The sequence below is a fragment of the Rhodococcus yananensis genome, from assembly GCF_020515525.1.
GTDB lineage: Bacteria > Actinomycetota > Actinomycetes > Mycobacteriales > Mycobacteriaceae > Rhodococcus > Rhodococcus yananensis.
In genome coordinates, this window is the sequence record NZ_JAIYEP010000057.1 from 20,225 (window position 1) to 28,665 (window position 8,441).

Annotated in this window: 7 protein-coding genes; 4 read left to right on the forward strand and 3 right to left on the reverse strand. The window is 70.3% G+C overall.

Features of this window, described 5'->3' with window-relative positions; all coding sequences use genetic code 11:
- Nucleotides 1-8: 8 nt before the first annotated feature.
- The 3 genes from LDQ05_RS14255 to LDQ05_RS14265 are packed head-to-tail and all read right to left on the reverse strand — an operon-like array spanning nt 9 to nt 4,431.
- Complete coding sequence (locus LDQ05_RS14255; RefSeq protein WP_226437618.1) at nt 9-2,573, reverse strand: multicopper oxidase domain-containing protein; 2,565 nt, start codon at nt 2,571-2,573, stop codon at nt 9-11.
- A complete protein-coding gene (locus tag LDQ05_RS14260) occupies nt 2,570-3,670 on the reverse strand; it encodes a DUF8744 domain-containing protein (protein WP_226437619.1) in 1,101 nt (366 codons plus the stop codon). The genes LDQ05_RS14255 and LDQ05_RS14260 overlap by 4 nt, the downstream gene beginning before the upstream one ends.
- Complete coding sequence (locus LDQ05_RS14265) at nt 3,667-4,431, reverse strand: helix-turn-helix transcriptional regulator (RefSeq protein WP_226437620.1); 765 nt, start codon at nt 4,429-4,431, stop codon at nt 3,667-3,669. The genes LDQ05_RS14260 and LDQ05_RS14265 overlap by 4 nt, the downstream gene beginning before the upstream one ends.
- Nucleotides 4,432-4,523: 92 nt before the next feature.
- Between LDQ05_RS14265 and LDQ05_RS14270 the strand changes: the two genes are divergently transcribed.
- The 4 genes from LDQ05_RS14270 to LDQ05_RS14285 all read left to right on the forward strand — a co-directional run bounded on the left by LDQ05_RS14270 (nt 4,524) and on the right by LDQ05_RS14285 (nt 8,395).
- Nucleotides 4,524-5,312 carry a DUF2249 domain-containing protein gene (locus tag LDQ05_RS14270; protein ID WP_226437621.1) on the forward strand — a complete coding sequence of 263 codons (789 nt, stop codon included), beginning with the start codon at nt 4,524-4,526 and terminating at the stop codon, nt 5,310-5,312.
- Between the two features lie 67 nt (nt 5,313-5,379).
- On the forward strand, nt 5,380-5,649 hold the full coding sequence (locus LDQ05_RS14275; RefSeq protein ID WP_226437622.1) for a metal-sensitive transcriptional regulator: 270 nt from the start codon (nt 5,380-5,382) through the stop codon (nt 5,647-5,649).
- A gap of 247 nt (nt 5,650-5,896) precedes the next feature.
- Nucleotides 5,897-7,168, forward strand: coding sequence for a CaiB/BaiF CoA transferase family protein (locus LDQ05_RS14280; protein WP_372461118.1), 1,272 nt, complete (start codon nt 5,897-5,899; stop codon nt 7,166-7,168).
- A 96-nt stretch (nt 7,169-7,264) separates the two neighbouring features.
- Nucleotides 7,265-8,395 carry a nitronate monooxygenase gene (locus tag LDQ05_RS14285; protein ID WP_226437623.1) on the forward strand — a complete coding sequence of 377 codons (1,131 nt, stop codon included), beginning with the start codon at nt 7,265-7,267 and terminating at the stop codon, nt 8,393-8,395.
- The last annotated feature ends 46 nt before the right edge of the window (nt 8,396-8,441 follow it).

Genomic DNA, 8,441 nt, shown 5'->3' on the forward strand with positions numbered 1-8,441 from the left:
TGCCGAACTCAGCGCACCTCGACCACCCCGTGCGCACCCCGTTCCGCGTCGACCATCGAGTGCGACACGAACGGGTAGGTCCCGGCCTCCGGGAAGGACAGTTCGACGAATCCCCCCTGCGACGGGAACAGGCCGAGTGTCTGGCTGCCGCCGGCTCCGGGGAGCAGTCGGTGGTCGCCTTCCGACCACACCGTGTCGAACTGGCCACCGACGACGTGGAACGACGTCCCGCGGTTCGGTCCGGCCGCGAGAACCCAGATCCGTACCCGTTCACCCACGTTCGCGTGCAGTGGCGCACTGTCGTACTGGTTCGCATAACCGTTGAAGACCACCAGGTCGGGTTCTTCGGCCAGGATCTTGTCGGCGTCGGCCTCACCGCCGTTCGGACCCAGATACAGCTCGGACTGCACGAGAACGTATTCGCGGTCCACCGGGGGGAGATCGGGCGGGTCGATGATGACGGCGCCGAACATGCCGTTCGCGATGTGCAGGGACATCGGCATCGTGGAGCAGTGGTACATCCAGATCCCGGCGCGGGTCGCGGTGAACCGGTAGACGAGTGACTCGCCCGGCGCGATGGTGCGCATCGGCCGGTCGGGGGCGAGGGCGCCGGCGTGGAAGTCGATCGAATGGCCGATACTGCCGTCGTTGACGAGCGTGATCTCGAAGACGTCGCCGATCCGTCCGCGAAGTGTGGGTCCGGGGGCGCTGCCGCCGAAGGTCCACAGTCGCTGCGTGATTCCGGGCGCAACCTCGCGTTCCTCGTCGGTCACCGTCAGCGTGACGCGGTGGTCGGCGTCCGGCGCCGGTGCCACGGGGTCGTGGGCGACGAAGCCGGGATCCGGGGTGGCGCCGAGGCTTCGTATCACGTCGGAGGCCGCGAGCGAGGTCGTGCCGGACTCCGCCGCGGTGTCGTGGTGGTGTGTCGATTCCGCACCGGACGCCCGCACGGTCAGGGTCATCCCCATCTGCCGGTGCCCGGCCACCGAACACCACCCGTCGACATCACCGCCGATGACACCCGCGTCGAGTACGGCGGTCTCGCCCGGGTCGATGCGATCGGTGCGGGTGCCGTTGGCGAGCACCAGATCGTGGCGGTCCGTACCCGAGTTGACCAGCGTGATCACGAGTCGGTCGCCGACAGGGACGTCGACGACACCGGGCTCGAATCGCATGCCTTCGATGCGGACCTCGACCTCGGTGGTGTTCCCGGTCGCCGCGACGTCGGGGGTGGCGACGGTGGCGATGCCGACCGCGGAGGGGTCGGCCGCCACCCCGGCGGCCGCGGCGAACACCACCACACCCAGCCCGGCAGCGGCGACCCCGAGTCGGCGGCGCGCCGGAACAGGCTCGGGACGGCCGGGTTTCGACGCCGCACCCCGCAGTCGACGTGCCGCGATCATGGCGCGGACGGCGAGCGGGAGGAAGGACGCGAACGCGACGAGCGCCAGCATCGAACACACGACCCGGACGAGACTCGGCACGGGCAGAACGCACAGCAGCAGCGCACCGTTCGCCACGGACAACCGCCACGGGGCACCGCGTTCGAGTTCGGCGGATGCCGCCTGGATCGATGCGCGGCCACCGACGACGACGGGCATCAGGTAGGTGAGGGCACCGAGCAGGACCTGCGCGAGGAAGCCCGCGAGCAGGGGTGCGGTGACCCGTCCCGCGACCTCCGTCGCGTCGAGCGCGGTGGCCGCGGTCGCGATACCGAAGCCCAGGTACACGAGGGACCCGATGAGCCACAGCACCCCGGCGAGGACGGAGGTCGTCGCGAAATCGGTCGGGTGCTTGCGACGGATCTCGTCGAGATGCGGCTCCAGGACGTACACGGCCCCGGCGAGGTAGCCGAAGACGCCGAGCGCGGTGACGAGCGGCACCCCGGCGACCGCGCCGGCGACTCCGACCGCGAGGGACACGAGCAGTGCCGGCAGTCCGCGTCGCGCCGCGGTCTCCACCCGGTGCGCCATCCGGGTACGCAACATCGTCGGCCACAGCGTGACGAGGGTGCCCAGGACGGTCAACCCCACCCAGCCGAGCAGATTGACCCCGGCGTGTGCGAGGACGAAACGGTCGTGCAGATCCCCCGACAGGCCCGAGTTCGCCATCGCAACACCGAATCCGGCTCCGACGGGAAGCATGCAGGCGCCGGCGACGTAGTAGCGGACGGTGTGCCCGAATCGGGACGGGAGCGCCGCCCGCAGTCGGCGGAGCAGGACGGTTCCGTGCCACACCGCGACGGCGGCGACCGCGCAGCCGCCGACCAGAACCGCGGGCCAGTGCCCACTGACCATGCCTGCGACCACCGTGACCGCCGCGGCGTTGAAACCGACGAGCCGGGCGGTGTCGCCGCGGCGGGTGGCGGGCGCGGGGCGGCGCAGCAGCGCGTCGGTGAAGTGTCCGCTCCACACCAGGATCGCGTTGCTTGCGGCACCGAGCCCCAGCAGATGGATCAGCAGCCATCCGGACTGGGGGATCCACCGGTGCGCGACCGCGACGACGACGAGCGCTGCGAGCCACACCGCGACGACCGCGCCGGCCTTCAGATGCCAGCTGCCACGCTCGGTCATGCCGAAACCTCCCGGGTGCCGATCTGTGTGGGAACGGGTCGTCGCAGCGCGGACCACAGTGCGACGCCGACGAACGCGAGGATGGCGACGATGCCCAGGGCACCACCGACGTCGACGGCAGGGTCGGATCCACCGACGTCCCCGGCGACGCGCAGCAACAGCGATCCGTGCAGCAGCGCCGCCGGACCGTACATCAGCGGGGTGTACGGCAGGGGGCGTCGCACGACGGCCGGCAGGATCACCGAGGCGTGCGCCATGATCATCGACATGACGAACCCGAGCATGACCGAGTGCACGACGGCGTCGTAGGCGCCGCCCGCGGCCGCCGGACCGGTGAGTGACCAGGTCAGGCCGGGAACGGTGAGCCATGCGTAGCCCGCGAGCAGGCACAGCGCCATGAATCGCGCCTGCCCGTCGGCGCGGACGGTGCGGCGGGCCACATCGAAGCGGACGAGCCAGGCGACGAGGGCGAGGAGGGCGAGCCCGAGCAGGCGGTGCCCGACGTTCGGCCACAGCAGGGTGGCGACGGTCGCGGCGACCATCGCCCCGGCGATCGTGACGAGCCACGGCTGCGCTCGGGTCCCGAGCATCGTGACGCGGGCCAGTTCGAGCCGTTCACCGGCGATGGTGAGGATGAGGAAGCCGCACAGCCAGGGCAGCAGATCGGGGACGGGCACGTCGGCGAGCCACAGCAGCGCGGCGCCGGCGGCGAGGACGGCGCCGGCGGCCTGCACGAGGACCGCCGGGTCGTTCGATCGGCGCCACAGCGGCACGTACACGGCGGCGAGTGCGGTGGATCCCGCGACCAGCAGCGCACCCGCGGCGGTGCGAGAAGCGGGGGAGACGAGGACCACGGCGCCCGCGCCCAGCAGCGCCGGCGCGAGATACGCCCAGCGTCGGGCCGCGGCCACGGCGCGTTCGAGTGCGACGAGGGTGCCCACGAAACCCAGGACGAGGAGCACACCGTGCACCTCGGGAAGCCGTGACGTGTCCACGGGAGCGGGGAGCCCGAGCAGCAGGAGTGCGGCGTCGAGCCCGGCCAGCAGCGCGAAACCCCCGGGCACCAGCAGCAGTGCCCGAGCCGGGACGGGGGTCACCGCGGATCCGGGGAGCCGCAGTGACACTGCCCGGACACGTCGCCGTCACCGTCGCCGGGGAAGGTGGGGTCGGGAAGGAAGAGTCGACACGCGTCCGGTTCGGCGAACGCCAGCAGGTCCAGTCCGGGCCCGGTGGGGGCGCCGATCTCGCGGAGGGCACCTTCGATGATGCCGAGGTGGACCTGACACACGACGGTGGGGTAGCGGCGCGCGGCATCGAGCAGCGGGCAGCGGCGCAGTGCCACGCCGAGTGCGGGACCGCGATCGACGGGATCGAACCCGAGGCGGGTGAGGACCTCGATGGCGAAGGCGTGCGGGTCGTCGTCGACGGGGGTGTCCATCGCGGTGATCACCTCGCGGGCGATCTCGTGTCCCCAGTCGACTCCGGCGGTACGTGCGTCGGCCTCGGGGTTCGGGCTGGTGCGGGCGATGTGGCCGGCGAGCGCGGTGGCGAGGCCGGCGTAGTCGCGGTGTGCGCCGGTGGGGTCGGCGGCGGGTGTGGGTCGGTAGAGCTGCGGGGGGCGGCCGCGGCCCTGTGCCTGTCCGCGGGCGCGTTCGACGAGGTCGAGTTCGACGAGGGCGTCGAGGTGCTCACGTACGGTGTTCTGGTGGAGGCCGAGCCGGGTGGAGACGTCGACCACCCGGGTCGGTGCGTGCGCGCGGACGTCGTCGAGCACGGTGATCCGCTGCGCGGACAACGCGGGGTGCGATGTCGGCGGGAGGGCCGGTCTCGGTCCGGGTCGAAGATCACTTTTTTCCACGGATTTAACTGTAGTAAATTGTGGGGCGTTGGGCCAGTTGCGGTGACGGACGTCGCCGCACCACTTCAGACACCTACATGTGGGGAGTCACCATGAGCACCGAGGTCGTTCCCGTCGCCAGCAGTGCAGCCGATGCGCAGGCCGTCGACGCCGTCCGCAACCATCACTCCGAGATCGCGGGCCGCATCGCGATCCTCACCGAATCCCTGATCGACGCCGTCGCGGCGGGTGCGGACGTCGAAGCCGCCCGGCGCTCCACCGTCGACTACCTCACGGGCACCCTGCTGCCGCACGCGATCGCGGAGGAGCACACCCTCTACGCCGCCGCCGGGCGCCGGGACGACGCCAGGCTGCTCGTCGAATCGATGATCGCCGGTCACCATGTGATCGCCGATCTCGTCGACCGGATCGCGACCGAGTCGTCGCCCGTTCGGCTGGCCGCGGCCGCGTACGCGCTGCGGGTCGTGTTCGACGCGCACCTCGTCGACGAGAACGAGCGGATACTGACACTGGTCGCGGCCGATCCGGACGTGTCGCTCGCGGGGATCCTCGACGGCATGCACGAACTCCTCGGTGGTCACGACGAGGGACACGCCGAGTCGGAGGCGGACCCGCACGCCGGCGGTCACGCGTGCGTGTGCGGGGAGAAGGACGATCCGGTGCCGACGCTCGACGTCCGGGAGATTCCGCACGCGATCCGGCACGCCACCGTCTTCGGGGCGTTCGATGCCGTTCCGCAGGGCGGATCCCTGATCCTCGTGGCGCCGCACGATCCCATCCCGCTGCTGCACCAACTGTTCGACAGGTCGGGCGGGCATCTCTCGGTCGACTACGAGGAGCGGGGGCCTCAGGCGTGGCGGCTGCGGTTGGGGCGCATCTGACACCGCGCTCCTCGACGTCGATACCCCAGGGGGTACACTGGAGGAAAACTCCGGAAAGGAAGCCTCCATGGTCGGCGACGACGAGAGCATCACACTGGTACTCAACCGGCTGCGCCGTGCGCAGGGGCAGCTCGCCGGTGTGATCTCGATGATCGAACAGGGGCGCGACTGCAAGGACGTCGTGACCCAGCTCGCGGCGGTCTCGCGGGCCCTGGACCGCGCGGGATTCAAGATCGTGGCCTCGGGTCTGCGGGAATGCCTCACCAACGAGAGTCGGGACGGTGACGAGCCGATGACCGAAGCGGAACTCGAGAAGCTGTTCCTCACCCTCGCGTGAACGTCACGCCTGCGCCTCCACATCGCTGAAACCGTCTCCGCATCGCTGAGACCGGGCCGCCGAACGCACCCTCGACCGCCGCCGTGACGCGCCGGTCGAGGGCGGCGTCCCGGCGCGGCGACGCGGGGTCGGCGGATCGACGTGTCCGGGCACTATCCTGGGGTGGTCGCGACGCCGGCGGCATCGGGCACGGGCCCGGGTGCAGCGGCCTCGACGCGTACACCGAGGAGACGACCGTTCACCTCGGATGCCGATCCGCAGGAGAAGGACACTGGTGACGACGCAGAACACGGGCACCGACGCGACCGCCGACACGGGTGCCACCGGTGCTCTCGCCGATATCAGGGTCCTCGAACTGGGTACCCTGATCGCCGGACCGTTCGCGGGCAGGTTGCTCGGCGACATGGGGGCGGACGTCATCAAGATCGAGGATCCGAGGCGTCCCGACCCGCTCCGCACGTGGGGGCAGGGGGAGAAGGACGGGCACCGGTTCTTCTGGACGGTGCACGCCCGCAACAAGCGGTGCATCGGCCTCGATCTGCGGTCCCCCGACGGGCAGGATCTCTTCCGCCGTCTCGTCGCCGAATGCGACGTCGTCGTCGAGAACTTCCGTCCCGGAACGCTCGAGAAGTGGGGTCTCGGCTACGACGTGTTGTCCGAGATCAATCCGGGCCTGGTCCTGGCCCGCGTGTCGGGATACGGCCAGACCGGCCCCAAGGCGGGTCGGGCCGGGTACGCGTCCGTCGCCGAGGCGGAGAGCGGGCTGCGGCACCTGAACGGCTACCCCGGGCAGGCTCCGCCGAGGCTCGCCCTGTCGCTGGGGGATTCCCTCGGCGGCATGTTCGCGGTACAGGGCATCCTCGCGGCGCTGCTCAGTCGCGAGCGGACCGGACGGGGCCAGGTCGTCGACGTCGCGTTGACCGAATCGTGCCTGGCGATCCAGGAATCGGTGATCCCCGACTACGACGTCGCGGGGGTGGTCCGCGGGCCGTCCGGGACGAGGCTCGAGGGCATCGCGCCGTCGAACCTGTACCGCACGTCCGACGACATGTGGATCATCATCGCCGCCAACCAGGACACCGTCTTCCGCCGACTGTGTGCGGCGATGGACCGTCCCGAACTCGCCGACGACGAACGGTTCGCCGACCACCTCGCGCGGGGTGTCCATCAGGACGACCTCGACGACCTGATCGGTGCGTGGGCGCAGAAGTGGACGCTCTCCGACCTCCTTGCGCACCTGTCGGATTCCGGGGTGGTCGCGGGGCCGGTCAACACGGTCGCGGAAGTCGTCACCGACGAGCAGTTCCGGGCCCGCGACATGGTCGTCGCGCACCACGACGAACGCACCGGTACCGACGTGCTCGGCCCCGGTGTGGTGCCGCTGCTGGCCGGCACCCCGGGGTCGGTGCGTCGTGCCGGGCCGCCGGTCGCCGGCTACGACAACGGTGCCGTGTACGGCGAGATTCTCGGTCTGTCCGACGACGAGCAGGAGGAACTGCGCAACCGCGGAGTCATCTGAGGGCGTCGGATCGCGTCGGGGGCATGTTCATTCGGCCACACTCCCTCTAGGGTAGAACTTGTTTCAGTATTCTGCCCGTCTTCTCAGGAGTGCCGGATGCACACACCCCTTTGCGATCAACTCGGCATCGAGTTCCCCATCTTCGCGTTCACCCACTGTCGCGACGTCGTGGTCGCCGTCGCCAAGGCCGGCGGTTTCGGTGTCCTCGGCGCCGTCGGTTTCACGCCCGAACAGCTCGAGGTCGAGCTGAACTGGATCGACGCGCACATCGGCGACCGCCCGTACGGCGTCGACATCGTGATCCCGAACAAGTACGAGGGCATGGACGCGGACCTGTCCGCCGACGAACTCACGAAGATGCTGCAGTCGATGGTGCCGCAGGAGACCCTCGACTTCGGCCGCAAGATCCTCACCGATCACGGTGTTCCCCTGCCCGAGGGTGACGACAACGCGTTGCAGTTGCTGGGCTGGACGGAGGCCACCGCGACCCCGCAGGTCGAGATCGCGCTGCAGCATCCGAAGGTCACACTGATCGCCAACGCGCTCGGGACCCCGCCGACCGACATGATCGCGCACATCCACGAGGCAGGCCGCAAGGTCGCGGCGCTGTGCGGTTCTCCCGGGCAGGCACGCAAACACGCCGACGCGGGCGTCGACATCATCATCGCGCAGGGCGGTGAAGGCGGCGGACACTGCGGTGAGGTCGGCTCGATCGTGCTGTGGCCGCAGGTCGTCAAGGAGGTTGCCCCGGTACCCGTGCTGGCAGCGGGTGGCATCGGCAGCGGCCAGCAGATCGCGGCGGCACTCGCGCTCGGCGCGCAGGGCGCCTGGTCGGGTTCGCAGTGGCTCATGGTCGAGGAAGCCGAGAACACCCCCGTCCAGCAGGAGGCGTACATCAACGCCACCAGCCGCGACACCGTCCGTAGCCGTTCCTTCACCGGCAAGCCCTGTCGGATGCTCCGCAACGACTGGACCGAGGCGTGGGAGCAGGACGGGAACCCGGAGCCGCTCGGAATGCCGCTGCAGTACATGGTGTCCGGGATGGCCGTCGCCGCGACGCACAAGTACCCCGACGAGTCCGTCGACGTCGCCTTCAACCCGGTCGGTCAGGTCGTCGGGCAGTTCGCGAAGGTCGAGAAGACCTCGGCCGTCATCGAACGGTGGGTGCAGGAGTACCTCGAGGCCACCGGCACGCTGGAAAGCCTCAACGAGGCCGCCACCGCCTGACCCCGACCCGTGCGCGTTTCTGGTAGCTCCGGCTACCAGAAACGCG

What these genes read in the sequence shown, in the direction of transcription:
- LDQ05_RS14285 (WP_226437623.1), top strand. Translation starts at nt 7,265, where the DNA reads ATGCACACACCCCTTTGCGATCAACTCGGCATCGAGTTCCCCATCTTC.
- LDQ05_RS14270 (WP_226437621.1), top strand. Translation starts at nt 4,524, where the DNA reads ATGAGCACCGAGGTCGTTCCCGTCGCCAGCAGTGCAGCCGATGCGCAG.
- LDQ05_RS14275 (WP_226437622.1), top strand. Translation starts at nt 5,380, where the DNA reads ATGGTCGGCGACGACGAGAGCATCACACTGGTACTCAACCGGCTGCGC.
- LDQ05_RS14280 (WP_372461118.1), top strand. Translation starts at nt 5,897, where the DNA reads ATGCCGATCCGCAGGAGAAGGACACTGGTGACGACGCAGAACACGGGC.
- LDQ05_RS14255 (WP_226437618.1), bottom strand. Translation starts at nt 2,573, where the DNA reads ATGACCGAGCGTGGCAGCTGGCATCTGAAGGCCGGCGCGGTCGTCGCG.